Annotated in this window: 24 protein-coding genes and 1 riboswitch; of the genes, 13 read left to right on the top strand and 11 right to left on the bottom strand. The window is 66.2% G+C overall.

Features of this window, described 5'->3' with window-relative positions; genetic code table 11:
- Positions 1-198 precede the first annotated feature (198 nt).
- The gene (locus HYG77_RS09570) at positions 199-1,119 is read left to right on the top strand and encodes a sigma-70 family RNA polymerase sigma factor (protein ID WP_208962511.1); all 921 of its coding nucleotides are present in this window, start codon (positions 199-201) and stop codon (positions 1,117-1,119) included.
- Here the strand turns inward: HYG77_RS09570 and HYG77_RS09575 are convergent.
- Positions 1,094-1,696 carry a carboxymuconolactone decarboxylase family protein gene (locus HYG77_RS09575; protein WP_208962512.1) on the bottom strand — a complete coding sequence of 201 codons (603 nt, stop codon included), beginning with the start codon at positions 1,694-1,696 and terminating at the stop codon, positions 1,094-1,096. The two genes, HYG77_RS09570 and HYG77_RS09575, sit on opposite strands and share 26 nt — an antisense overlap.
- A 144-nt stretch (positions 1,697-1,840) precedes the next feature.
- On the opposite strand from HYG77_RS09575, the gene HYG77_RS09580 reads away from it, so the two are divergent.
- The gene (locus HYG77_RS09580; RefSeq protein WP_208963340.1) at positions 1,841-3,028 is read left to right on the top strand and encodes a pyridoxal phosphate-dependent aminotransferase; all 1,188 of its coding nucleotides are present in this window, start codon (positions 1,841-1,843) and stop codon (positions 3,026-3,028) included.
- Positions 3,025-4,056: an AraC family transcriptional regulator gene (locus HYG77_RS09585; RefSeq protein ID WP_208962513.1), complete on the top strand. Its 1,032-nt coding sequence runs from the start codon at positions 3,025-3,027 to the stop codon at positions 4,054-4,056. The genes HYG77_RS09580 and HYG77_RS09585 overlap by 4 nt, the downstream gene beginning before the upstream one ends.
- 62 nt (positions 4,057-4,118) lie before the next feature.
- Here HYG77_RS09585 and HYG77_RS09590 read toward each other — a convergent pair whose 3' ends face one another.
- Complete coding sequence (locus HYG77_RS09590) at positions 4,119-4,544, bottom strand: VOC family protein (protein ID WP_109327342.1); 426 nt, start codon at positions 4,542-4,544, stop codon at positions 4,119-4,121.
- Between the two features lie 70 nt (positions 4,545-4,614).
- Positions 4,615-5,262 (bottom strand): LysE family translocator, encoded by a 648-nt coding sequence (locus HYG77_RS09595; RefSeq protein WP_208962514.1) that lies wholly within the window; start codon positions 5,260-5,262, stop codon positions 4,615-4,617.
- 222 nt (positions 5,263-5,484) lie between these two features.
- On the opposite strand from HYG77_RS09595, the gene HYG77_RS09600 reads away from it, so the two are divergent.
- The gene (locus HYG77_RS09600; RefSeq protein ID WP_208962515.1) at positions 5,485-6,132 is read left to right on the top strand and encodes an alpha-ketoglutarate-dependent dioxygenase AlkB; all 648 of its coding nucleotides are present in this window, start codon (positions 5,485-5,487) and stop codon (positions 6,130-6,132) included.
- Positions 6,133-6,136: 4 nt separating this feature from the next.
- Here HYG77_RS09600 and HYG77_RS09605 read toward each other — a convergent pair whose 3' ends face one another.
- The gene (locus HYG77_RS09605; RefSeq protein WP_159919809.1) at positions 6,137-7,225 is read right to left on the bottom strand and encodes a 3-deoxy-7-phosphoheptulonate synthase; all 1,089 of its coding nucleotides are present in this window, start codon (positions 7,223-7,225) and stop codon (positions 6,137-6,139) included.
- 304 nt (positions 7,226-7,529) lie between these two features.
- On the opposite strand from HYG77_RS09605, the gene HYG77_RS09610 reads away from it, so the two are divergent.
- Genes HYG77_RS09610 through HYG77_RS09630 form a run of 5 tightly spaced genes read left to right on the top strand, consistent with a single transcriptional unit; the run spans position 7,530 to position 13,176 of the window.
- Complete coding sequence (locus HYG77_RS09610; protein WP_109327336.1) at positions 7,530-8,981, top strand: SLC13 family permease; 1,452 nt, start codon at positions 7,530-7,532, stop codon at positions 8,979-8,981.
- A gap of 25 nt (positions 8,982-9,006) precedes the next feature.
- Positions 9,007-10,260, top strand: coding sequence for a CaiB/BaiF CoA-transferase family protein (locus HYG77_RS09615; RefSeq protein ID WP_208963341.1), 1,254 nt, complete (start codon positions 9,007-9,009; stop codon positions 10,258-10,260).
- Positions 10,257-11,195: a hydroxymethylglutaryl-CoA lyase gene (locus HYG77_RS09620; RefSeq protein ID WP_208962516.1), complete on the top strand. Its 939-nt coding sequence runs from the start codon at positions 10,257-10,259 to the stop codon at positions 11,193-11,195. Before HYG77_RS09615 ends, HYG77_RS09620 begins: the two co-directional genes overlap by 4 nt.
- Positions 11,192-12,187, top strand: a complete 996-nt coding sequence (locus HYG77_RS09625; protein WP_208962517.1) for a D-glycerate dehydrogenase — start codon at positions 11,192-11,194, stop codon at positions 12,185-12,187. Before HYG77_RS09620 ends, HYG77_RS09625 begins: the two co-directional genes overlap by 4 nt.
- Positions 12,184-13,176 (top strand): glycerate kinase, encoded by a 993-nt coding sequence (locus tag HYG77_RS09630; protein WP_208962518.1) that lies wholly within the window; start codon positions 12,184-12,186, stop codon positions 13,174-13,176. The genes HYG77_RS09625 and HYG77_RS09630 overlap by 4 nt, the downstream gene beginning before the upstream one ends.
- On the opposite strand, the gene HYG77_RS09635 is transcribed toward HYG77_RS09630, so the two are convergent.
- Positions 13,142-13,927: an IclR family transcriptional regulator gene (locus HYG77_RS09635; protein WP_208962519.1), complete on the bottom strand. Its 786-nt coding sequence runs from the start codon at positions 13,925-13,927 to the stop codon at positions 13,142-13,144. The two genes, HYG77_RS09630 and HYG77_RS09635, sit on opposite strands and share 35 nt — an antisense overlap.
- Before the next feature lie 260 nt (positions 13,928-14,187).
- Between HYG77_RS09635 and HYG77_RS09640 the strand changes: the two genes are divergently transcribed.
- Positions 14,188-14,655 carry a DIP1984 family protein gene (locus tag HYG77_RS09640; RefSeq protein ID WP_208962520.1) on the top strand — a complete coding sequence of 156 codons (468 nt, stop codon included), beginning with the start codon at positions 14,188-14,190 and terminating at the stop codon, positions 14,653-14,655.
- A 264-nt stretch (positions 14,656-14,919) separates the two neighbouring features.
- On the opposite strand, the gene HYG77_RS09645 is transcribed toward HYG77_RS09640, so the two are convergent.
- Complete coding sequence (locus HYG77_RS09645) at positions 14,920-17,340, bottom strand: ATP-dependent Clp protease ATP-binding subunit (RefSeq protein WP_208962521.1); 2,421 nt, start codon at positions 17,338-17,340, stop codon at positions 14,920-14,922.
- A 172-nt stretch (positions 17,341-17,512) separates the two neighbouring features.
- The gene (locus HYG77_RS09650; RefSeq protein WP_208962522.1) at positions 17,513-19,126 is read right to left on the bottom strand and encodes an FAD-dependent monooxygenase; all 1,614 of its coding nucleotides are present in this window, start codon (positions 19,124-19,126) and stop codon (positions 17,513-17,515) included.
- A 119-nt stretch (positions 19,127-19,245) separates the two neighbouring features.
- Here HYG77_RS09650 and HYG77_RS09655 point away from each other — a divergent pair, with 119 nt between their 5' ends.
- Positions 19,246-19,437, top strand: a complete 192-nt coding sequence (locus HYG77_RS09655; protein ID WP_109327316.1) for a hypothetical protein — start codon at positions 19,246-19,248, stop codon at positions 19,435-19,437.
- A gap of 9 nt (positions 19,438-19,446) precedes the next feature.
- Here HYG77_RS09655 and HYG77_RS09660 read toward each other — a convergent pair whose 3' ends face one another.
- The 3 genes from HYG77_RS09660 to HYG77_RS09670 form a co-directional block, all read right to left on the bottom strand.
- Positions 19,447-20,850 carry an SLC13 family permease gene (locus HYG77_RS09660; protein WP_109327314.1) on the bottom strand — a complete coding sequence of 468 codons (1,404 nt, stop codon included), beginning with the start codon at positions 20,848-20,850 and terminating at the stop codon, positions 19,447-19,449.
- Between the two features lie 108 nt (positions 20,851-20,958).
- Positions 20,959-22,257 (bottom strand): LLM class flavin-dependent oxidoreductase, encoded by a 1,299-nt coding sequence (locus tag HYG77_RS09665; protein ID WP_208962523.1) that lies wholly within the window; start codon positions 22,255-22,257, stop codon positions 20,959-20,961.
- Positions 22,257-23,021, bottom strand: a complete 765-nt coding sequence (locus tag HYG77_RS09670; RefSeq protein WP_208962524.1) for a 3-oxoacyl-ACP reductase — start codon at positions 23,019-23,021, stop codon at positions 22,257-22,259. The genes HYG77_RS09665 and HYG77_RS09670 overlap by 1 nt, the downstream gene beginning before the upstream one ends.
- 48 nt (positions 23,022-23,069) lie before the next feature.
- Positions 23,070-23,173: riboswitch (TPP riboswitch) on the bottom strand.
- 82 nt (positions 23,174-23,255) lie between these two features.
- On the opposite strand from HYG77_RS09670, the gene HYG77_RS09675 reads away from it, so the two are divergent.
- Together HYG77_RS09675 and HYG77_RS09680 are read left to right on the top strand one after the other, a co-directional pair.
- Positions 23,256-23,714, top strand: coding sequence for a MarR family transcriptional regulator (locus tag HYG77_RS09675; RefSeq protein WP_208962525.1), 459 nt, complete (start codon positions 23,256-23,258; stop codon positions 23,712-23,714).
- 4 nt (positions 23,715-23,718) lie between these two features.
- Positions 23,719-24,141, top strand: coding sequence for an organic hydroperoxide resistance protein (locus HYG77_RS09680; RefSeq protein ID WP_109327307.1), 423 nt, complete (start codon positions 23,719-23,721; stop codon positions 24,139-24,141).
- A 19-nt stretch (positions 24,142-24,160) separates the two neighbouring features.
- On the opposite strand, the gene HYG77_RS09685 is transcribed toward HYG77_RS09680, so the two are convergent.
- Positions 24,161-25,039: an oxidoreductase gene (locus HYG77_RS09685; RefSeq protein ID WP_109327305.1), complete on the bottom strand. Its 879-nt coding sequence runs from the start codon at positions 25,037-25,039 to the stop codon at positions 24,161-24,163.
- Positions 25,040-25,074: the final 35 nt, after the last annotated feature.

Consider the following 25,074-nt stretch of genomic DNA (forward strand, 5'->3'; position numbering starts at 1 on the left):
GGTCCCGCTGGATCGAGTAGTGCCTGCGAAGAGAAGGGGTGCAGAAAAGCCAGGTCAGCTGCGACAGCTACAACACTGGAACATGGCAGAACTCCCTGACGTCGTGTGGTTGTCCCACAATACGTCCGGTGCCCCCACCAGGGTCAACGGTTACGCGCACCACGGATTTTATGTCTGGATCGGACGTACGATGTCGGCATGCCGTCAGCGACGCTGGTAGACGAATTCGAGGGCCACCGGCGGCATCTGTTGTCGGTGGCCTATCGGCTGACCGGCAGTGTCAGCGACGCCGAGGATGCCGTGCAGGAGTCGTGGCTGCGACTCGACGAAGAGAATGCCACCGGCATACGGGACCTCCGGAGCTGGCTGACCACCGTGGTCGGCAGAATCTGCCTCGATCGGCTGCGATCGGCCGCCGTGCGGCGGGAACAGTATGTCGGGCAGTGGCTTCCAGAACCCATAGTCACCGGGCTGGGACCGTCTGCGGAGCCGGATCCGCTCGAAGCGGTCGTACAGGAGGAAGACAACCGGCTGGCCGCGTTGATCGTGCTCGACACGCTCACTCCGCAGCAACGCGTCGCCTTCGTGCTCCACGACGGGTTCGGGGTGCCATTCGACGAGGTGGCAGACCTGCTGGGGATCGCGGTTCCGGCGGCGCGGCAGCTCGCGTCCCGCGCCCGTAAGGCCGCGGCAGCAACCACTCCCGCGGTCCCGGACGAGGAGCATTCCCGCGCGGTGCAGCGACTTCTCGGAGCCCTCGCCTCCGGCGACATCGATGCGGTGGTGTCGGCACTGCACCCCGACGCCCTCGTCATCGGCGACGCCAACGGCACGACCGGTACCGCCGTCAACGTCATCCGGGGAGCGGACAAGTTCGCTCGCTTCTATCTCGGCCTCATCCGAAAGTACGGCGCCGCCGCCTTCACCACCATGCAGCCTGTCCTTGTCAACGGTCAGCTCGGCTTCTTCAGCGCCGGGATCGCCGGCGGCGGGACCCACCGCAGCTCGCCTCCGCGAGTGGGTGGGTTCACCGTCCGGGACGGACTCGTCTACGCCGCCTACGACATCGCGAATCCGGAGAAGCTCCTCGGGATCAGGCTTCCGGACCACCCTTCGTGACCTGCGCGTCGTTCGAGGCCCACGGAACCCGACACGAATCGGTGCTGAAACCCTGTTCGGTGATGCCCAGTGCCGAATACATCCGGGCCCGCATGTTTTCGATTCCGATCTGATACGACAGTTCGACGACACCGTCCCTGCCGAAACGGCGTTCGAGGTCGGCCACCTGTTCGTCCGTGACCGTCGTGGGCGTTGCAGTCATCGCGTCGGCATAGGCGATGGCCGCACGTTCATCCTCGCTGTACGCCGGGGAGTCGGCGTAGTTGCCGATGTCTTCGAGCCTCGCCGTGTCCAGCCCGTCCAGGCGTTGCAGCATCGTCCCGAAGTCCACGCACCATGAGCAGCCGATCGTCCAGGCGACGCGGTACACGGCCAGCTCCCGAACACTGGCCGGAAGCACGGTCGACGCCTTCTGCACCGCCAGCTCGTGCCGGGCCGAGGCGACGAAGAGTTTGCGGTGGTGGGCGAGCACGGTGAACGGCTCCGGGACCTCGTCGAACTTGTGGGCAGCGAATTTGTACGCGACCTTGACCAACGGGCTCGCGTCAGCCGGGGCCACTGCGGGAATGCGGGGCATTGTGTCCTCCATCGTCACCGGGCGCCCTTCGCGCGCCGTCTACAGAGAAGACGAGACAGCCCCGCAGAACGTGACACGGCCGTGTGCGAGGTTCGGTGGCACACCGACTACGCTGCAGTAATGCCCGAAACGCCGCGCAATCGCCTGTCGGCTACGCCGCGTAATCGAACCGTCTCGCGCCTGCAGCCGTTCGCGTCGACCATCTTCGCCGAGATGACCGCCCTCGCGGTGGAACACGGCGCCATCAACCTCGGCCAGGGTTTCCCCGATACCGACGGGCCGTCGTCGATGCTCGACACCGCGCGAGCGGCCATCGCCGACGGCCTCAACCAGTACCCACCCGGGCCCGGAATGCCCGTGTTGCGGCGTGCGGTGGCCGCCGACCGGCTGGCTCGCTATGGCCTCGACCACGACCCGGACTCGGAGGTGCTGATCACCGTTGGCGCGACGGAAGCGATCAGCGCGGCAATTCTCGGTCTCGTGGAGCCCGGCGAGGAGGTGGTGTTGATCGAGCCGTACTACGACTCCTATGCGGCCTCCGTCGCACTGGCGGGCGCGATACGCCGCACCGTGCCCCTCGTCCCCGCCGGCGAGAGCTTCGCCGTCGACCTCGACGGACTCCGCGATGCAGTCACGAGCAAGACCCGGATGCTGGTGCTCAACACACCGCACAATCCCACCGGCACGGTGTTCACCCGCGAAGAACTCGAGGCCGTCGCTCGCCTGGCCTGCGAGCACGACCTGCTGGTCCTCAGTGACGAGGTCTACGAACACCTGGTCTTCGACGGCCGGACCCATACCGCCGTCGCCACCCTCCCCGGGATGTACGAACGCACGGTCAGCGTGTCGAGTGCCGCCAAGACGTTCAACGTCACCGGTTGGAAGATCGGTTGGGCATGCGGACCCGCCGAACTCGTCGACGCCGTGCGCACCGCGAAGCAGTACATGTCGTTCGTGGGCGGCGGCCCGTTCCAGCCGGCGGTGGCTCACGCGCTGACGCACGAACAGCAGTGGGTGACACAACTACGCGACAGCTTGCAAACGAAGAGGGATGTTCTTTACGACGCTCTCGTGGCGGCCGGCCTCGAAGTCCGTTCCGGCGGGGGCACGTACTACCTCTGCGCCGACATCACGGGGATCGGCGAGCACGACGGTATCGAGTTCTGTCGCGATCTTCCGGCGCGGATCGGTGTCGCCGGTGTGCCGGTCAGCGTGTTCACCGACCATCCCGAGCAGTGGAAGCCCTTGGTGCGCTTCGCCTTCTGCAAACAGGACCATGTGCTCGCCGAGGCCGCACGGCGATTGCGGGCTCTCGGAAAGCCTGGCTCGTGACTGTTCGCACCATCCCCGCCGACTTCGTCCGGCGATCACTGGAGCTGTCGGCTCGCAGTGGCGTCGACCTCTCCCCCGCTTTATCCGTCGCAGGGATCACGGCGGTGTCGCTGCAGGACCCATTGGCCAGGCTCACACCGACCCAGGTCACTGCGTTCACGCAAGCGGTCTGGCAGATCACGGGCGACGAACTGTTCGGTCTCGGGCCGGCTCCGGTGCCGCGCGGCACCTTTCGGCTGGTGTGTCTGGCGTTGATCCACACCGCCGACCTCTCTGCCGCGCTCGAGCGGATGGCAGACATTCTCCGGGCGCTGCCCTCACTTCCCGCTCTCCACATCGTCCCCGGCAACCACGGCGGAACGCGCATGACGCTCGATATCCGTCCCGGCGCGAAGGTCCAGTCGGCCGAGGATGCACAGTTGTCGCTCGAGGCGGCGCGCGTCACCACCGACTTCCTCCTCATTCTCCTGCACCGGTTCGCAGCGTGGCTGGTAGGTAAGCGCGTCCGGTTGCTCGCCGTCGACATGCCGTACCCCGCACCGCTTCCACGCCTCGCCGAAAACTACGACCACATCTTCGGTGTCCCCGTCACGTTCGACTGCGCAATTCCCGCAATCGAATTCGACAATGCAGTGCTGCGGCTGCCGATCATCCAGACCGAGGACACGCTCGAAGAGTACCTCCGCGAATCGCCGACGCTACTGATGTCCGAGCGCGACTACGACAGCACGGCGTCATCCCAGGTGCGGCGGGTGCTGGAATTGGGCATGAAGGGCCGCACGTCCACCGCCGAGGAGATCGCGGAGATGCTGTCGATCAGCGTGCCCCACCTACGGCGCCTACTCCGGCAGGAAGGCACCTCGCTCAATCAGCTCCGCGAGGAGGTTCTGCGCGACGCCGCAGTCGCGGGTCTGCGACGCGGTGAGACGGTCGACGATTTGTCCGCACGCCTGGGATTCTCCGAGCCCAGCGCATTCCGCCGCGCCTTCAAGCGGTGGACCGGCACCACTCCCAGCGCGTACCGCTGACCTCGGCTACTGCATTTTCGGCCCACTGCGTTTTCGGCCCATTGCGTCCCCGGCCTGCTCGGTCAGGCGAGGCAGAACTCGTTGCCCTCCGGATCGGCCATGGTGATCCACTCGTTCGGACCCTGCCGTCCCCGGTGGAGCACCTTCGCGCCGGATTCCTCGAGTTCCCTGGCGAGGTCTTCTCGCCCGTCTCCCACCCGCAGGTCGAGATGCAGGCGGTTCTTCACCGTCTTCGACTCGGGAACGAGTTGGAACAGCACCCGTGGCCGCTCCGAATGTGCCGGATCCCGAATGGCGGCACCCTCCCGCCAGACGAGAACACCTTCGAAGATCATGGTGTCGGATTCTTTCGCGTGACCGGCCTGCACCAGTCCGCGGATGAATTCCTCGTTGCTCGGCTCCACCTCCCAACCGAGCGTCTGCGCCCACCACTTCGCGAGGCTGTGCGGGTTCTCCGAATCGACGGTGACCTGAAATTCGTATCCCATGTTCCGACGGTATAGCGAGGTACCGACAGGTTGAGTCGAGTACGACGCCGCGGGAGTGGTCCGTCGGATTTCAGATCACCGTGGGGCGACCGCGATCGAACGCAAGATGTACCGCGAGCCCGCCCAGCACACTGCCCATCACGAGTTTCTGAGCGCGGATCCATCGTGGCCGTCCCTGCAGGAAGCCGGCGACTGACCCTGCAAGGCAGACGATTGCGGCATTGACGACCACAGCGACGACAATCTGGACACTTCCCAGCAGCAGACTTTGCGACCACACCGGTCCGGAGTCGGAGTCGACGAACTGCGGAATCAACGCCAGGTACATCACCGCGATTTTGGGATTGAGCAAGTTCGTAGTGAGTCCCATCGTGAACAGACGGGCCGGCGAATCGCGCGGCAGAGTCTGCCTCGGGGCGAACGGTGTACCCGAGCCCGGCCGGAGCGCCTGCCACGCCAGCCAGCCGAGGTAACACGCACCTGCCAGTTTTAATGCCGTGTATGCCTGCGGAACCGCAGAGAATACCGCCGAAATCCCGAGCGTCGTCGCTGCCAGATACAACAAGAATCCGATCGCGACTCCGCCCAGCGATATCAAACCTGCTCCTCGGCCCTGAGTGATGCTGCGCGAGACCAAGTACAGCATGTTGGGTCCCGGCGTCAGTACCAATCCGAGCGCGATCGCCGCCACCCCGAGTATTGCCGTCGAATCGATCATGGTCGTGACGATCCCACCAACGTCACTCGCCGTCACCGTCCAGTCCGGCCTCGGTGGACCGGTGCCGCGCTCTTGTACACAGACGCACCCCTTCTTCGCAGCCGCACTTCTTCTAGGGCCCGAAAAGTAGTGCAGCTACAGAAATCGGGTGCGTTTGAGCGGTGATCACTACGCCCGAAAATGAGGGGAACATACGTTCGAACCTCGAGGTAGTATGACCGCATGACTTCCGCGGACGCGCGGTACGCGCTCCAGGCTTCGCTGTTCGACGACGCGTCGGGCGGTGTCGAACTGGGCGAACTCGGATCGACGGTCACTCGCCGAACCCTCACTGCCGGCGCGTGGGTCGACGTGCGCCCCGGCTGGATGACGGGCTCCGACGAGCTGTTCACCGAGCTCGTCGACACCGTTCCGTGGCGGGCAGAGCGCAGACAGATGTACGACCGCGTGGTCGACGTTCCGCGTCTCGTCCGCTTCTACGGGGAGAACGAGCCGCTTCCCGATCCACTCCTGGTCGCGGCGCGCGAGGCGTTGAGCACGCATTACCTGCCTGAACTGGGAGAAAAGTTCGTGACCTCGGGCCTCTGCTTCTACAGGGGCGGCTCCGACAGCGTGGCCTGGCACGGCGACGACACCGGCCGTAGCCGCACCCAGGACACGTTGGTGGCCATCCTCTCCCTCGGCACCGCGCGACCGCTGTTGCTGCGGCCGCGCGGTGGAGGGCAGTCGATCCGGTACTCGCTCGGGCACGGCGACCTACTGGTGATGGGGGGATCCTGCCAACGCACCTGGGAGCATTGCGTACCGAAGTGCAGCCGCCCGGTGGGGCCACGCATCAGCGTCCAGTTCCGCACGCGAGGAGTCCGATGATCGCTCACCCCCGCCGGGCCGCGACCGCCTGCGCCAACCGGTCGAGCTGCGCGGCGGTGGTGTCCCAGTCGATGCAGGCGTCGGTGATGGACTGCCCGTAGGTGAGGTCCTCGGCGCGGCCCAGGGTGAGGTCCTGACGGCCGGCCTCGATGAAGCTCTCGATCATGACGCCGACGACGCCGCGCTCGCCCGCCTCGAGCCGCGCCGCGATGTCGCCGACCACCTCCACCTGCTTTTCGTGATTCTTGCTGCTGTTGCCGTGGCTCGCATCGATCACGACCCGCTCGGACAGTCCCGACTTCCGCAGCCGGGCGAGTGTGTCGGACACCGTCTCCGAGTCGTAGTTGGGTCCGTCGGTTCCGCCGCGCAAGATCACATGGCAGTCGGGGTTGCCCATCGTCCGGATCAGAGCGGCCTGACCGTCCAGATCCGTCCCGGGGAACACATGACTCGCCGCCGCGGCCCTCGTTCCGTCGACCGCCACCTGCACGTCACCCTCCGTGGAGTTCTTGATACCTACCGGCATCGACAGCGCGCTGCAGAGCTGTCGATGCACCTGGCTGGCGGCGGTGCGCGCACCGATTGCGCCGTAGGTGACCAGGTCGGCAATGTACTGGGGCATGATCGGGTCGAGGAATTCGCAACCGACGGGAAGCCCGAGCGAGGACACGTCGAGCAGCAGTTTCCGCCCCATCCGCAGACCGGTGTCGATGTCGAAGGTGCCGTCCAGATGCGGGTCGTTGAGCAGGCCCTTCCATCCCAGGGTCGTGCGCGGCTTCTCGAAGTAGACACGCATGACGATGTGCAGATCGTCCCGGAGTTCCTCCGCCTTCGCGGCGAGTCGGCGCGCGTAGTCCATCGCAGCCGCCGGATCGTGCACCGAGCACGGGCCGACCACGACGAGAAGACGGTCGTCGTCGCCGTTCAGCACGTTGACCGTGTCGGCGCGGCCGCTACGCACAGTCGCAGCCGCGACATCGTCGGGCGCGAATTCACGGCGCACGACAGAGGGGGCCACCAGGGGGCTGATGCTCACTGTGCGCTGGTCGTCGAGGCGATCAGCGTGGGACGCGGTGTCGAGAGTGACAGTCATGGGGTGGAGTTCCTGTTCTCAGGCCGACCCTCGAAGACTGTGAAGAATCCCGCGAGCCGGTCTGTAATCCGGCTCTGGGGTGGAAGTGATCAGCGCGTGGTTACGCCGACCGACCCACCCGGGGCCGGCCTGCTAAACCAGAAATACACGCGCTGCATGGCGCCCACAGTAGCGGCCGACCCCGATCGGCGCCACACCCACCCCTAGAGGCCGGGGGCCCGTTGCTTATATCGTGAGTCTGTGTTCATAATATGGGTGACCTTGTGACTGTAGTCACTATCCGCCTCCTCGTTAGGACGCGTCAATGTCAGACCTCGCAATCCTGATCAACACCGCGATCGCCGTGTCGGCCGTGGTGCTGATGATCGTGCGTTTCAAGTTCAACCCGGTGGTGTCGCTGGTCGTGGGATCCGCCTATCTCGGCCTCACTTCCGGGCTCGGAACGGCGAAGACGGTGGAGACGATCGCCACCGGTTTCGGCGACATCATGGCCGAAGTGGGGTTGCTTATCTCCTTCGGCGTCCTGATGGGCGCCATGCTGCGGGAGATGGGTGCGATCCAACGTCTGGTGGGAACGCTGCTGCGGGTATTCGGTCCCAAGCGGATGCCCTACGCGCTGTCGCTGACCATCGCGACGTTGCTTCAGTCAATCTTCCTCGACGTACTGCTGGTCATCTCCGCACCGCTCGCACGTAACCTCGCCCCGAAGATCGGCCGGATGGGCACCGCGCGGATGGCCACTGCGCTGGCGATCGGGCTCGAGTGCGGCATCGTGCTCATGGTCCCGGGTGTGGGCGCGCTGGCGCTCGCCGGACTGCTCGGTGTGCCCCTCGGCAAGATGCTGATCTTCGGGTTGATCCTGGTGATCCCGACAGTGGCGATCTCGGTGGCGATCATGTCGTTCCTGTTCACCCACGGTTGGTGGAACCCGGAGAAGGACGAGGAGCACTTCCATCAGACAGTGGTGGACGACGAGGACGAGGACGCGACTCCCGATGGCGGCGTAGGTGCCTCGAGCCCGCGGCCCGTGCCCGGTCGCAGCGTCGCCCAGGCCGAGCGCACCAGCACCAGCCTGCGCCCGACCACGGACAATGATGTCGTGACCCGGCACGAGGGCCGGCTCATCGTCCTGCTCGCTCCGCTGCTCGTGTCACTTCTTCTCATCGCTACCGGCGCCATTCTGGATATCGCCGACGTCAGCAATCCGGTTATCGACTTCGTGTCCGAACCGCTCATCGCTTTGTTGATCGGTCTGATCGGCACCAGTTTCATCGGACGGCTCACCATCGGCCAGCATCGCGTGCAGAAGGCAATCGCCAGCGGTTTCAGCGAAAGCGGCCAGATCCTGATTCTCACCGGAGTCGGTGGCTCGCTTGCCGCCACTATCGCGGCCGTCGGACTCGGGGACATTCTCGGTCAGTACTTCGCCGCCAACCACGCCGCCCCGCTGCTCATGGTGTGGGTGATGGCCGCCGCCCTGCATATTGCGGTCGGCTCGGTGACGATCTCCGCGATTACCGCCGCCGGCGTCCTCGCCCCCGTCGCACCGATCATCGGCCTCGATCCCGTCCTGATCGCGCTGGCGGCCGGTGCCGGTTCACTGTTCGCCGTGCACGTCACCAGCAACACCTTCTGGCTCCTGCAATCCCTCATGGGACAGACCACACGTGGCACGCTGAAGACGTGCTCCGTAGGAGTATCGGTGGCGTCGGTGGTCGCCATCCTGCTCATTCTTCCGATGAGCCTGTTCTTCTGACCGCCCCTCGCACCCCTGAAGGAACATCATGTCTGAAAACACGATCCGCCCCCTCGACGGCGTACGGGTACTCGAGCTGGGTAACTACATCGCCGCCCCGACCGCGGGACGCATGCTCGCCGACTTCGGGGCCGAGGTGATCAAGGTTGAGCGTCCGAAAACCGGTGACGAACTGCGCAACTGGCGCCTCTACTCCGGCGACACGTCGATGCTGTACCGCACGATCAACCGCAACAAGAAGTCGATCGTGCTGGACCTGCGGACCGAGGAAGGTAGGCAGCTCGTCCTCGACCTCGCCGCCAAGTGCGACATCCTGCTGGAGAACTTCCGGCCCGGCACCCTCGAGAAGTGGGGCATCGGACCGGATGCGTTGAACGCGGCCAACCCGGACCTGGTGATCACCCGCATCTCGGCGTTCGGGCAGACCGGGCCGATGTCACAGCGGCCGGGGTTCGCCGCGGTCGCGGAGGCCGCGGGCGGATTCCGTGAACTCGTCGGCGACCCGGACCGGCCACCGGTACGGGTAGGGGTGTCGATCGGCGACTCGATCGCCGGCCTTTACGCGGCGTTCGGGGCGGTGATGGCCCTGTTCCAGCGGGAGACTGCGAAAGTCGCCGGAACGCAGGGCCCGTCCCTGCCGCATCGGATCATCGACGTCGCGCTCAACGAATCGATCCTGTCGATGATGGAGTCGCTGATCCCCGACTACCTCGCGTACGGCGTCAAACGTGAACGTGTCGGTGGACGGATGGAAGGCATCGCCCCGTCGAACGCGTACCTCTGCAACGACGGCAACAGCATCATCATCGCGGGCAACGGTGACGCCATCTTCCAGCGCTACATGGACACGATCGGCCGACCCGACCTCGGCGCCGACCCGGGTCTGCAGACCAACGCGGGCCGCTGGGAGCGACGCGACGAACTCGACGCAGCGATCGGCGAATGGACCGCTCAGTATTCCCGCGAGGAGGCGCTGAAGATCCTCGACACCGCCGGGGTGCCGTCGGGTCCGATCAACACCGCCGCCGACATCTGCAGCGACGAGCAGTATGCCGCCCGCAACATGATTCAGCAATTCACCGTCGACACCGGTGAGGCCGAGCCGAAGCAGGTCGGGTTCCCCGGCATCGTCCCGGTGATCGGCGGCACGTCGCTGCCCATCCGCACCGTCGGACCGGACCTCGGCGAGCACACCCGGGAGGTCCTGGAAACATTGCTCGGCAAGACCCCCGAACAGATCGACTCCATCGTCAACGACACAGTAGGTGGCCTCTCATGACGCAGTCCTTCGAATCACGCACCCTGCTCCGCGACGTCACCCTGCGCGACGGGTTGCAGTTGACGGGCAAGATGCTGCCCACCGCCCGGAAGCTCGAGATCGCCCGCCGGCTCCTCGAACTCGGCGTGCCTGCGCTCGAGATCGGGTCCATGGCCCGTCCCGACCTCGTCCCGCCGATGGCGAATACCGTCGAAGTGATCTCCGAACTGACCCCGGAGGAACTGGACCATTGCTGGGTGTGGGTGGCGACGCCCCGGCACGTGGAGAAGGCCGCCGCGGCCGGTGCACGCCATTTCCAGTACTGCTTCTCCGCTTCCGATTCCCACAACCAGGCGAACATCGGACGTTCCACCGAGGACAGCCTCGCCGCGATGCCGGCGGCGATCGAACTCGCCCAGCAGGTCGGCGGCAGCATCCAACTGTGCATTGCGACGTCGTTCACCTGCCCGTTCGAGGGCCGGGTGCCCGAGCAACGGGTGATCGACATTGCCAACGACCCGCGCGCCCACGGCGCCGTCGACGTCGTCGTCTGCGACACCCTCGGCCAGGCCGTCCCCGCCGAGGTGTACTCGCTCGTCTCCCGGGTCCGGCTGGAAACCCCGCAGCGCGGAATCGTCTTCCACGGCCACGACACCTGGGGTCTGGGGGTCGCGAACAGCCTTGCCGCGGTTGCGGCCGGCGCGATGACCGTCGACGGCGCCCTCGGCGGACTCGGTGGCTGCCCCTTCGCGCCCGGTGCCAGCGGCAACACCGCCAGCGAGGACCTGCTGTTCGCCACCCGCCCAAACTGGCTGAATCCCACCGTTTTCGGGTCGCTGGTGGAACTGTCCGAGAAGACGCTCGCGGAACTCGGTGAGGCCAATCGATCCAAGGCCGCCCAGGGCGCACGCTCCAACGCCACCGCGTTCGAGTGGGTCATCGGCGGCGGCCGATGAGCGGCGCCCGCTTCTACGTCACCACCCCGATTCCCGAACCCGGTCTCACGCTGCTGCGCGCCGCGGGCAGCGTCCACGTCCCCGACGCGTTACCCGGCGCCGCGCAACTACGGAACGCGTGCGTGTCCGGGGACTACGACGTGGTGGTGTCCCAGCTGCGCGACTCCTTCGACGCCGACCTCCTGGCCGCCGCGAAGATTCGCGGGATCTCCAACTACGCGGTCGGGTTCAACAACGTCGACGTCGACGCGGCCACCGCGAACTCGATCCTCGTCGGCAACACACCCGGGGTGCTCACCGACGCCACCGCCGACGTCGCGATGCTGCTGATCATGGCCACCGCCCGCCGCGCCGTGGAGGCCGACACGTTCGTCCGCGCCGGAAAGTTCACCGGATGGGAGCCGAACCTGCTCCTCGGCCAGGATGTTTCGGGGCGCACGCTCGGTCTCGCCGGGTTCGGGCGGATCGCGCGGGCGACCGCGAAACGGGCACTGGCCTTCGGCATGCAGGTGCAGTTCTGCCCTCGGCCTCCCGGCGACCGGCCGGTGACGGACGAGGAACTCGGGGAGTTCGCCGGACTCGTCACCCACACCGACTGGGACACCCTCGTCGCCACCAGCGACTACCTGTCGCTGCACGTGCCCCTCAACGCGCAAACCCGCCACCTGGTCGATACGGGCGTGCTGACGGCGATGAAGCCCTCCGCGATCCTGATCAACACGGCCCGCGGTCCCGTCGTCGACGAAGCCGCCCTCGTCGCCGCCCTGAAATCCGGGGAGATCGCCGGCGCCGGGCTGGACGTGTACGAGGACGAACCCGTGCTCGCCCCGGGACTCGCGGAACAGTCGAACACGGTGCTGCTCCCCCACCTCGGCAGTGCCACGGTGTCGGTGCGCGCCGAGATGGCGAGACTGTGCGCGGAGAACGCTGTGGCCATGGCGCAGAACCGGATTCCCCCACATCCGGTCAACCCGGAAGCGTGGAACCCATGACTGTTCTGATCGCCCCCGACAGTTTCAAGGGCACCTACACCGCAGGCGAGGTCGCCGACGCCGTCGCCGGCGGGGTCGAGTCATTCGGCGGTACCGCGATCCGGCTGCCGGTCGCCGACGGCGGCGAAGGCACCCTCGACGTTCTCGCGGTCCCCCTCGGACTGCGCCCGGTCGTTGCCCGCGCCCGCAACCCCTGGGGTAGTCCGTGCCGGCCGACGTACGGACTGTCCGAAAACGGGACGGCGGTCATCGAGATCGCCGCAGCCTCCGGGATCACCACACCGCACGACGGTCCCCGCGACCCGATCACCGCCACCACCTACGGCACCGGGATGCTCGTCGCCGACGCGGCCCGGCGCGGTGCCCGGCACATCGTCATCGCGGCCGGCGGTTCCGCCACCACGGACGGGGGCACCGGCGCCATCGCCGCCATCGAGGCAGGCGGCGGGCTCCGGGGCGCCTCCGTCACCGTGCTGACCGACGTCACCACCCGGTATGTCGACGCCGCCAGGGTGTTCGGACCGCAGAAGGGTGCCGACGCGGAAGCTGTGCAACTGCTCACGCGGCGACTCGAGGCGAAGGCGCGGGCTCTGCCCCGCGACCCGTCCGAAGTCGACGGCACCGGCGCGGCAGGCGGGTTCTCCGGCGGCATGTGGGCACGGTACGACGCCGAACTCCGCTCCGGCGCCGAGTACGTCCTCGATGTGACCGGTTTCGACGCCCTCGCCGCGGACACGTCGGCGATCGTGGTGGGCGAGGGCAGGCTCGACGGACAGACGAAAGCGGGCAAGATCATCTCCGCGATCCTCGCCCGCGCGGGCACCACCCCGGTGTACGCCGTCGTCGGCTCCGTGGGCGACGATCTCGGCGATTACGGGTCCAGGTTCGCCGGCGTTTTCGTCGCCACAGACGCCGTGGCCATGCACGACGCCGGCCGCACGATCGCGGCGCAGCTCATGACGGGTAGCGACCACCCAGCGTCCGGGTGACCTTCTCGGCGCTGCCGACGAGCAGATCCACCCACTTCTCGCACTGCTCGCGCGGCATGCGGAGTGTTGGCCCGCTGATCGCGAGGGCACCGATCACGTCGGCGGACGAATCGAACACGGGCGCCGCCAATCCCGACGCGCTGTCTTCCCGCTCCCCGGCGGTGATGGCGTACCCGTCGGCCCGGGCCTGATGAATCAGTTCACGCAGCACTGCGGTGTCGGTGACGGTGCCCTCGGTCATCGGCTCGATGGGGCCGGCGAGGACCTGTTCGGTGAGTTCCGGGTTCCAGGCGAGCAACACCCGGCCCGCCGATCCCGCGGGCAAGGGGACGATCTTTCCGACGTACATGTTGCGGCGCAGCGCGTGCTCGGTCTCAGCGATGGCCACGCACACGCGGTAACCCTGCTCGACCCGGAAGAAGCTGACGGTCTCGCCGGTGGCGTCGCGGATCTCCTTCAGCACCGGCGTGACGACAGCCAGCACGTCGAGTCCCTTGGTGGCCGTCGCAGCCCAGAACGCCATCTTCACGCCGATCCGGATCTGATCGCCGGACCGGTCGAGAAATTCCTGCGCCACCAGGTTGCTGACCAGCCGTTGGACCGTCGACGTCGGCAGACCCGTCGCCTGCTGGATCTCGCCCAGCGTCATCGACGGACGCGACAGGCTGAACGCATCGAGAATCTCCGTAATCTTGCTCAAGACCAGCAACGGTTGGTGCTTGGAGGTCAATTCGCCGTCTTCCGCTCGCATACCTCAACGATAGTCGCCACCGCCCACCGTGGACATTGATGCTCGCGCCGAGCGCAGAGATGTGGTAGTTGTTGAGGATGCTGAATCGCGACTCGACGAAAGGCGCATGAGCGCCCACCGAGATCCGCTCCCCACGCTTCGATCGGCGCCCCTCCGATGTCGTGACCCCTCCACCCTGCGTGTCCGTCGACGCTCGAAATCGTTGGCGCACACTCGCGCAGACGAGGGGAACATTCAATCGAACAGGTGGGGAGGTAGAGATGAAACTTGCAGCGGCACTGACCGAACGCGGCGATCTGACGCGTCGGGTGGAGCACCTGAAATCGCGCATCCTCACGAATGCGCGACATCAAGAGGGCGAGTCGCCGGCGGAGGACGCCGCGGCGCTACTCGCCGAACTCGAGGAGGTCCTGGACCGCCTGGAGGTCCTCGTCCGAAGAATCAATCGAACCAATACGTCTGCGCCCCTGGGTGATGCGAGCATTACGGACGCCCTGGCTCGCCGGGACATGCTGCGCATCCGGCACCGGGTGGTGTCCGCCGCCGCGGATGCCGCCTCCGGTCGTGAGCAGGACCGGTACGGCCGACAATTACGCTCGGAGCTCGTCTTCGTCGCAGCGTTGCCGGTCCGGGATCTCAGGCGTACTGCCGATGATCTGGCGCGGCAGATCCGGGAAGTCGATCTCCGAGTGCAGCAAGCGAACTGGGAGGTCGAACTGCTCGACTGAATTCTGCTGGGCAGTAGGTAACCGTTTCGGAGGCGGGCACACACCGCGGTCGGCGGCAATCCGGCCACATCTCCTGCGTGGTAGGCAGCGCACCCCGGGCATACTCCCGGATCACAGTGCAGCCCAGCACATCGCACAGGTGACTGCGCACGACGCACAGCTCATCATCAGGTGCCGATCCGAGACGGCGAGGGCGGGTTAGGGGCTCCCAGCACACACGTGAGTGGCACAGTAGGCCGAAGCATACTGTGCCCTCACACGGGCTCAGCCGACGACCAGATCCAGCTCGTCGTCGTTGACACCGACCGTCACGCTGCCACCCTCGACGAGAATGTCGTCGAGCAGCAGGTCCGCGATCCGGTCGTCGACCGCACGCTGGATCGACCGGCGCAGGGGGCGTGCCCCGAACTCGGGCTGGTGTCCGTGTTCGGCAATCCAGTCCACCGCGGCGTCGCTGAACGAGATCTCGATGCCCTTGGCCTCGAGCCGCTTCCGGCTGTCATCCAACAGTAGGTCGGTGATCCGGTGCAGCTGTTCGGTGTCCAGCTTGCGGAAGATCACGATCTCGTCGATCCGGTTGAGGAATTCCGGCCGCATCGACTCGCGCAGCCGGCCCATCACCCGGTCTCGCAGCGGCTTCTCCGACGCCTCGGCGTCACCGGTGGCGAAGCCCAGTCCGCCCGACTTGCTGGAGATGATGTCGGACCCCAGGTTGCTGGTCATGATCAGAACGGTGTTCTTGAAATCCACCGTCCGGCCCTGACCGTCGGTCAACCGTCCGTCGTCGAGCACCTGCAGCAGCGTGTTGAACACGTCGGGGTGCGCCTTCTCGATCTCGTCGAGCAGGATCACCGAGTACGGGTTGCGCCGGACCTGCTCGGTGAGCTGTCCCGCCTCGCCGTAGCCGACGTATCCGGGAGGGGCACCCACCAGGCGACTGACCGTGTGCCGTTCACCGAACTCGCTCATGTCGAGTCGCAGCATCTTGTTCTCGTCACCGAACAGGGTGGCGGCCAGAGCCTTCGCCAGTTCGGTCTTGCCGACACCGGTCGGGCCGAGGAACAGGAAGCTGCCCACGGGGCGGTCGGGATCGTTCATACCGGTCCGGCTCCGACGCACCGCCCGGGCGATGGCCCGCACGGCATCGTCTTGCCCGATGACCCGCCGGTGCAGTTCGTCTTCGAGCCGGCGGAGGCGTTCCTTCTCCTCCTGGGTCATCTGGCTCGCGGGAATACCCGTCGACCGCGACACGACCTCGGCGATCTGCTCGGCGGTCACGTCCGGCGCAATGTCCGACGCGTCGGCCTTGCCACCGATGCGGGCCTGCAGCTTCGTGATCTGGTCACGCAGTCCCGACGCCTTCTCGTACTGCTCGTCGGCGACGGCCTGATTCTTGGCCTGTTCCAACTCCTCCACCTGCTTCCGCAGAGCCTCCACGTCGACGCTCGGCATGCGCAGCCGTAGCCGGGCCCCGGCCTGGTCGATCAGATCGATCGCCTTGTCGGGCAGGAAGCGGTCACCGATATACCGGGCAGAGAGTTCGACGGCGGCGGTGATGGCGTCGTCGGTGTAGCGCACGCCGTGGTGCTCTTCGTACCGGTCGCGGAGACCCGACAGAATGGCCACTGCGTCCTCGATGCTCGGCTCCGCCACCGTGACCGGCTGGAATCGGCGTTCGAGAGCCGGATCCTTCTCGATGTGCTTGCGGTACTCGTCGAGGGTGGTGGCACCGACGATGTGCAGTTCACCGCGGGCGAGCTTCGGCTTGAGGATGTTTCCGGCATCCATCGCACCCTCGGCTCCGCCACCGGCGCCGGCAATGGTGTGGACCTCGTCGATGAAGACGATCAACTCGTCCTTGTGGGCGGCGATCTCGTCGATCACCTTGGTGAGGCGTTCCTCGAAGTCGCCGCGGTACCGCGTTCCCGACACCATGCTCGACAGGTCGAGTTGCACGATGCGCTTACCGGTCAGACGGTCGGGTACGTCGCCGTCGACGATTCGCTGAGCCAGGCCCTCGACGATCGCCGTCTTGCCGACGCCCGCCTCACCGACGAGGACGGGGTTGTTCTTGGTCCGCCGCGACAGGATCTCGATGGTCTGTTCGATCTCGTCGGCCCGGCCGATCACCGGGTCGACGCCGCCGCTGCGGGCACGTTCGGTGAGATCGAAACCGTACTTGTCGAGGGTGGGAGTGTCGGAGTCCGGCGCCTGCTCGGCCGACCCGCCTTGGATGGCGGTCTGTAGACGCTCCGGGGTGACGCCCTCCGAGGCGAGCAGGCGGCCTGCGGCATGGTCCTGATCTGCGGCGAGCGCGAGGAACAGGTGCTCGGGATCGATGTACGTCGACCCGAGAGCGCGGGCGAGCTGATGCGCCTCGAGCAGCGCGGTCTTGAGCGCACCGCTCAGCGAGGGCACGGCGAATCCGGACGAGTTCCGGCCCTGCGGAAGACGCAGTTCCACGGCGTCCGACACGGCTGACACGTCGGCACCCGCTCGCTGCATCAGTGTCTTGGCCGGGTCTTGTTCGGCCATGACGCGCAGAACGTGCAGTGCATCGAGGTCGGAGTCACCGCGACCGGCGGCGAACCGCGCGGCCGCTGCCATGAGTTCCTGGGTGGAGCGGCTCATGAGACGGCTGATGTCGATGCGACCAGGGCCCTCCGGCCCGAAGAATGCTGGCATTCCGAAGCCTCCTAAGAAGTTGAGCGTTACTCACTCAACTAACGTGCCAGTGCTCCGATCAATTCCCGCAGCCGGGGGCGTTTCATTGTGATGGCCGTCATATGCAGGGACGGCTGCCCGGCGAGTAGAACTTCCTACAACACCGGACAGCGACCCTCTCTTCCCGGCGGGGTCAGCGGAAAGTCGACTTCAGGTGTTCGGCGAGACCCTCGATTGAGACGGGCGCCATCCGGAAGCCCAGATAGCCGTCCGGACGGACGACGTACGCCGCACAACCCTCGGCGCCATAGGCCGCGGCGAATTCGCCGGCCTCGTCCCGCACGAGCGGAAGAATCGTTTCACCGACCTCGGCACCCGGAGTTGCAATCAGATAGGTGTCGAGCAGGCCGTGGGCCGCGGTTCCGGCCGACGCCGCAGCAGCCTCCAGCACGGCCAGACCCCGCGCGTCGACCGAGTCGTCGGCGTACAGCAGTAATGTGTGCCGGTCGCGTCCCAGTAACCCGAACAGCCGGATCGGGAATGCGACGGCGGCGCGGGTCAACCCACGCGCGTCGGGCGCTCGCTCACCGGGCCGCAGCGTGGTCGCGTCCTCGGTCCGGTTCACGATAGGGCTGTCGCCGTAGTCGATGAGCAGCTGCGCTTCGCGGCGCATGACCAGTTCGGGGTCCGAAGCACCCGCGCCGATCCCTTCCCTGGCGCTGCGGATGGTGCGCCCCACGACCTCCTCGCCGATCGGCCGCCGCTCGAGGTCGTAGCTGTCCATCAAGTCGGGGGCCGCGACTCCGGACACGGCGAGCGCAAGCTTCCATGCCAGGTTGTGGGCGTCTTGGATCCCCGTGTTCATGCCCTGCGCCCCGGTGGGCGGGTGGATATGGGCGGCGTCGCCGGCAACGAACACGCGTCCACGTCCGTAGGAGTCGACGATGCGGTGGCTGATGCGGAACACGGAGGACCACCGAAGGTTCGATGCCCGGGCCGGTTCGGGAGCCAGCCTGTCGAGTACGGCCTGAATGTGCCCGAGTTGCGGCGTGGGCCCCGACTCGAATCCGTGCCGAATGTTGTCGCCGGCCGAGGCGCCGGTGTTCGACAGTTCCGCGGGCACCAGCATCGACATCCGGTACCGACGACGACCGGGCAAGGGAATGCACACGAGGACATCGTCGGGTCCGTCCTCCGTGCGGCGGACCGAACGAATGTTGTAGCCGCGCGGCAACGACCAGTCCACTTCGACGTCACCGAGCATGTACTGCTCGGCGAAGGCGCCGCCCTCGAACGTGAGACCGAGACCTTTGCGCACCACACTGTGCGCGCCGTCGCATCCGGCGAGGTACTGCGATCGGATGGTCCCTCCGCCGTCCCCGCTCACTGTGGCGACCACTCCGCCTTCGTCCTGTTCGAACGAGACGAGGCCGATTCCGCGCTCGACCCTGGTGCCCAGGGAGGCCAGGTGTTCGGTGAGTATGCGTTCGGTCTCGTACTGAGGCAGCCCGATGAACCCGAACGGCACATCCGCGGGCAAGGCCAACTCCATTCGCCCGACCTCGACGCCGTCGACGTAGAGGATCTGCCCACGGAATGGAACCCCCGCGTCGAGTACTCGCCCGAGCACGCCCATACCTTCGAACACTTCGAGGGTCCGGGGTTGGATGCCCACCGCCTTGGCGTACTGCGGCGGCTCGTGGAGCGGATCGATGATGCGGCAGGAGATGCCGCGCCTGCGCAGTTCGATCGCCGCAGTCAGTCCTACCGGACCCGCTCCGACCACCAATACCTCGGGATCCACCACGAAGACACCGCCTCACCAGGAGGGATCGAGTTTCGATCAGTATGCCTGGCCGCCGCGGAAATCGGAGGCAGACGAGCTCCCGATTTTTGAACATGCGGCCGTGTGGGTAACCGTCGGACATGACGCACAAGGACACCGAGCAGCACGAGAACACACCCGGCCCGGCGACAACGAGTACGGAGAGTGGCAAGTCGGGTGCCCACAAAGACGTGGTGTCCGATCCCGCGGAGGACGACAAGGGTTCGGGTGCGGACTGGAGCGGCGAAGGTGGCGCGACCCCGGAGGGGCCCGCCACCGACACGGACGACTGAGACTGACGCCTACCAGGGAATCTGACCGGCGAGAACACCGACCACCAGCATGGTCAGCGACACCAGCGCGGCGCGCCACAGCACCTTCTTGTGGTGGTCGGCCAGCGACACCCCCGCGAGGGTGACGAGCAGCAGGATGGCCGGGACCAACGGGCTCTGCATGTGGAAGGTTTGTCCGGTGATCGAAGCGCGGGCCATCTCGACGGGCTCGATGCCGTAGGTGGACGCGGTTTCGGCGAGCACCGGCATCACACCGAAGTAGAAGGCGTCATTGCTCATGAAGAACGTGAAGGGCAGGCTCAGGACACCCGTGATGACGGCGAGGTGCGGTCCGAGCGATGCCGGGATGATTTCGAGCAACCACTGCGCCATTGCCTCGACCATGCCCGTGCCCTGGAAGACTCCCGTGAGCACGGCTGCGGCGAACACCATCGCCACCACCGAGACGATGCTCGACGAGTGCCGGGTGATGGCTTCCTGCTGCTCCTTGACGCGCGGGAAGTTCGCCATCAAGGCGATCGATGCCGCCACCATGAAGAGCACCGGGATGGGCAGGACGTCCATCACGAGCACGGCCAGCAGACCCACGCTCAGAGCAGCGTTGAACCACAACAGCTTCGGTCGCAGCGTCGGCCGCTCGGGGTCCAGTCCGTCGACGAAGCCGTCGAGCCCGTCGTCCGACCCGGAATCTCCGGAACCGCCGGTTGCGTTGCCGCTGCCACCGTCTGCGCCGCCGGAACCCACCCGAGTTCGCGAGGATCCCGCGCCGACGAGCAGACGCTCGGATGTGAGAACCAGGGTGCCGATGCGTCGTCGTTCGGAGTAGCCGAGCTGCACGGCGAAGAGCAGCACGATGACCAGTCCGGCAACGAGCGAAGGAATCATCGGCACGAAGACGTCGGACGGGGAGATCCCGAGGGCCGCAGCAGCTCGGACGGTCGGCCCACCCCACGGGATGATGTTCATCGCACCGTTCGATAGACCGGCGACGACGGTGAGAACGACGGGGCTCACCTTCAGTTTCAGGTAGAGCGGGAGCAGTGCCGAGGTGACGATGATGAAGGTCGTCGACCCGTCACCGTCCAGCGACACCACCATGGCCAGGACTGCCGTGCCGACGACGAGCCGCATGGGATCGTTGCGGACGAGCTTGAGAATCACCTTCACCAGTGGGTCGAAGAGCCCGACGTCGATCATGATCCCGAAGAAGATGATCGCGAAGAACAGCAGTGCCGCAGTGGGCGCCAGCGCTTTGATCCCGTCGGTGATCATGTCGCCGATACCCAAACCGGCCCCGGCCGCGATACCGAACGCGACCGGGACGGCAATCAGCCCGACCACTGGGGTGGCCCGTTTGGACATGATCAAGAACATGAACACGGCCACCATCAGAAAGCCGAGTGCTACCAGCATTGCCACTCCTCGTCCGCACCTCGAAAGTCGCAATGTGATCGCGACAACAGCAAGTGTTGATCGAGCGGGCGCTCACAGTCACTGTTACGGACGTAGAGAAGGTTGTGTTCATTGTGGTGGCGAAGACAGATGTTCCCTCAACGTCGCCGTCTCGTACTCGGTCCGGAACAGTCCGCGCTTCTGCAGTACGGGAACGACCTCGTCGACGAAGTCGGTGAGGGCGTCCGGATAGATCGGCGGCATCAGATTGAAGCCGTCGGCGCCACCTCCGTGGAACCACCGTTCGATGTCGTCGGCGATCGACTCCGGCGTGCCGATCATCGTGCAGTGCCCACCACCGGCGGCCAGTGTTCCCAGCAGCGCGCGGACCGTGGGCCGATCCTTCTCGATGATCCGCAGGATGGTGTCGTAGCGGCCCTGCGGTCCGGTGAACTCGGAGAGCGGTGGCAGGTCGGGGACGGGCGCGTCCAGTTCCCACTCACTGCAGTCTTGGTGCGTGAACAGGGACAGTTGCGCGATCGACTGTTCGACCGGCAGCAGGGCGTCGAGTTCGGCCTTCTTCCTGTGTGCCTCCTCTGTGGTCGATCCGACGTAGGTGACGAGACCGGGCATCACGGTCACGGCGTCGGCATCGCGGCCCGCACCACGGATGCGCAGCTTGACGTCTCGGTAGTAATTCTGAGCGGATTCGAGGTCGTACGCCACGGCATAGATTCCCTCGGCGCAGCGGGCCGCCAGGTCGCGGCCCTGCTCGGAGGCACCGGCCTGGAAGAGGACGGGACGCCCCTGCGGCGACCTCGGCACGTTCAGCGGGCCGTCCACCAGAAAATGCTTGCCGCGGTGATGAATCGGGGCGACCTTCGCCGGGTCGGCGAACACCCCGCCCCGGTCGAGTTCCAACGCGTCCGCGTCCCATGAATCCCAGAGCGCGAGTGCCACGTCGACGAACTCGGCGGCGCGCGAGTACCGCTCGTCGTGCGGCGGCATTTCCTCGAGTCCGTGGTTACGGGCCTCCGCGTCGAACATGGAGGTCACGACGTTCCACCCGGCCCGGCCACCACTGATGTGGTCGAGCGACGCAAGCATCCGGGCGGCGTGGAAGGGCGTGTAGAAGGTGCTGGACACGGTGGTGACCAGCCCGATTCGCTCCGTCGCCCGGGCCATCGCCGACAACGCCGTCAGCGGTTCGAGAAACCACACTCCGCCGGCGGCGGGGTCTCGCACCGAGTGTCCGTCGGCGAAGAAGACGGCGTCGAAGCAGCCACGTTCCGCGGTCTGCGCCAACTCTTCGTAGTAGGCGATGTCGGTGAGCCGTTCCACCTGCGACGCCGGGTGCCGCCAGGCGGCGCCGTGGTGCCCGCAGGCGAAAAGAAATGCGTTGAGGTGCAGTTGCTTACGTGCTGCCATCAGTCTTTGACCAATCCCCCGTCGACGACGAGATTCTGGCCGGTCACCGAACGCGACCACGGAGACGCGAAGAACAGCACCGCGTCGGCGAATTCTTCCGGAGTGGTGACGCGTTGCAGTGGCGTACTCGCCGCGATGAGATCGAACACCTCGTCCGGAGTGGCGGCGCTCGCGTCCGTGGTGCGCAGCAGCCCGCCCGACACCATGTTCACCGTGATGCCGTCGGGACCGAGATCGGCGGCGAGCGTGCGGGTCAGTGACAGTGCTGCAGCCTTGGCCGCCGTGTAATCGTGGTAGGGAACCACGGGGTTCTGGAACAAGTTGGTTCCAATGGTGACGATGCGACCGAAGCCGATTGAGCGCATGCCCGGTAGCGCGGCTTGCGTAGTGTTCAGAGTCGCCTTGACACTTCCTTGCAGCTGCGCGTCGAAGGCGTCCCACGAAATGGTGTCGGCCTTGTCGCGGGCGTCGCCGTTGAAGGAGAAATCGGCGAGCGCGTTGTTGATCACGGTGGTGATCGGTGAGCCGAAGTAGTCTGCCGCCGCGCCGAACAGGGCGTCCACTTGTTCGCGATTCGTGACATCGGCCTGTAGCGCGATGGCCTGCCCGTCGCCCACCTCCGCTGCGAGCTCCTCGGCCGCGTCTCGGCTACGACGGTAGTTCACCACCACCCGTGCGCCCTGCTCGGCGAACGAGCGCACGATGGCGGAACCGAGGCCGCGTCCGCCCCCGGTCACGAGAACGATCTGCTTGTCGATCTGCATTGCACACCTTTCGTCCGGCCGCGAGGAACGCCGGACGACCGCACGCATCAGCGGTCGGCGCGACATCCCTTCGCTAGCACTACCTAGTTCAGGTTCGACGGGTGTGTTCTCAGCCGCCCAGCTTTCGCCGGGCAGCACCCCGTGTCACTGGCGACAGTCTAAGCGCAGTCGCCAAGAGAAAAAGCCGCACCCATCTTTGTTGCGCACAATTAAGTTGTGTGCAACCATTCTGGGGTGACCGACCCTCTCACCCTCGACCGCCAGTTGTGCTTTGCCCTTTACTCGGCATCGCGGGCCATGACGGCCACCTACCGGTCGCTGCTCGAGAAGTTGGGCGTGACGTACCCGCAGTACCTGGTTCTGCTGGTGCTGTGGGAACGGGACGGCCGCGGCGTGCGCGACATCTGCGACGCCCTGAATCTCGATACCGGCACCCTCTCGCCGCTACTCAAGAGACTCGAATCTCTCGGGTTGGTCGAGCGTCGTCGCGACTCGGCCGACGAGCGGCGGGTCGGTATCCACCTCACCGAGGCCGGGAACCAGCTGCGGCATTCCGCCGTGGGCATTCCGGCCGCACTGGCGGGCTCGACCGGTATGGACGTCGACGAACTCGTCGCCCTCCGCGACACCTTGAGTCGTCTCACCGAATCGCTACACCAGTACACCGCAACCGATCCAGCGAAAAGGAAGTAATCCCGTGCAGATTCTCTACACCGCCGAAGCCCTCGCCACCGGAGAAGGCCGCAACGGCCGCGCCCGCACCTCGGACGGCCGACTCGATCTCGACCTTGCCATCCCCGTCGAGATGGGCGGTTCGGGCAACGGCACCAACCCGGAGCAGTTGTTCGCCGCCGGCTACGCCGCGTGCTTCCACTCGGCACTGCAGATGGTGGCCCGCCAGGCCAAGGCAGATGTCACCGACTCGGCGGTCGGTGCGCGCGTCGGAATCGGCTCGGCGAATGGCGGCGGTTTCGGTCTCGCCGTGACCCTCGAAGTGTCCCTGCCCCACCTCTCGCGGGACGAGGCCCTCGAATTGACCGAGAAGGCGCACCAGGTCTGCCCGTATTCCAACGCAACTCGGGGAAATGTCGAGGTCACCCTCGACGTCACCGAGGACTGAACCTACCGGCGGGCGTCGGTCACGCGAAGGTGTATTCGACGCCCGTCAGGTTCTCGGACAGCGACCACAAGGCACCCGCGGTCTTCTCGTCCCGCGACTTCTCATTGGAACCGACCACCTTCGGGTGGCCACGCTGCTCGAACAGCCCGTCCGGCCCGAGATAACTACCGCCCGCCACATCGGGAACGGCGGCCGCGTACAGCATGGGCAGAGCACCCATCTCCGCTGACTGCGCGAAGATTCGGTTACCGACGGCCATCAGCTTGTCCTGTACCGACTCGGTGTGGGCCTGCAGATTGGTCGATGCGTAACCGGGATGCGCGGCCACAGCCTTGACCGATGACCCCGCCGCGGCGAGTCTGCGCTGTAGCTCGTAGGTGAACAGAAGATTCGCGAGTTTCGACTGTCCGTACGCGCTCCACCGGTTGTACTTGCGGTTTTCCCAGTTGAGATCGTCGAGGTCGATGGATCCCATCTTGTGTGCGGTGCTCGACATCGTGACAATTCGGTCGGTGATCTTGGCGAGTAGCAGTCCGGTGAGCGCGAAATGGCCTAGATGGTTTGTGCCGATCTGCATTTCGAAGCCGTCGACAGTCTTACGCCGGGGAACCGCCATCACTCCGGCGTTGTTCACCAGCACGTCGACCGAACCGATGCCCGCGGCGAAGTCCCGCACCGAAGCCAGATCGGCGAGGTCGAGTCGGCGGACCTCGGCGTTGTCACCGATGGTGCGCGCGACCGCGTCGCCTTTCGTGGTGTCGCGGCAGGCGAGGACGACGTGGGCGCCCGCCTTGGCGAGTGCGCGCGCAGCCACCTCCCCCAATCCACTGTTGGCACCCGTGACGACGAACGTCCGGCCCTGCTGATCCGCGATGTCCGCTGCTGTCCACTTGGTCATGAGAGCAACCCTACGGAAGTCGGGACGCGGCCAAC

Origin of the sequence: Rhodococcus sp. ZPP (genome assembly GCF_017656075.1) — a bacterium.
GTDB lineage: Bacteria > Actinomycetota > Actinomycetes > Mycobacteriales > Mycobacteriaceae > Rhodococcus_F > Rhodococcus_F oxybenzonivorans.